Origin of the sequence: Christiangramia aquimixticola, assembly GCF_048285835.1 — a bacterium.
Lineage (GTDB): Bacteria > Bacteroidota > Bacteroidia > Flavobacteriales > Flavobacteriaceae > Christiangramia > Christiangramia aquimixticola.
Map to the genome: position 1 here is coordinate 1 of NZ_JBLVTL010000183.1, position 309 is coordinate 309.

Genomic DNA, 309 nt, shown 5'->3' on the forward strand with positions numbered 1-309 from the left:
GTGTTACACGCCGGCGGTAAATTTGACAAGGATACCTACAAGGTTTCCGGTGGCCTTCACGGGGTGGGAGTTTCTTGTGTGAATGCACTTTCCACTGACCTTAAAGCGACAGTTCACCGAAATGGTGTTATTACTGAGCAGGAATTTAAAATCGGGGTGCCTCAATATCCTGCCAGAGAGATCGGCAAGACGGATAAAAGAGGAACCATTATCCATTTCAAGCCTGATGCAAGCATATTCACAGTAACGGAGTACAAGTACGAAACCATCGCCAATCGTCTCCGAGAGATGGCCTACCTCAATGCAGGC

General features: G+C 47.9%; 1 pseudogene. It reads left to right on the forward strand.

Going from position 1 to position 309, the window contains the following annotated elements:
- Positions 1-309, forward strand: a pseudogene (locus ACNKXV_RS14045) (DNA topoisomerase IV subunit B); the annotation flags it as partial.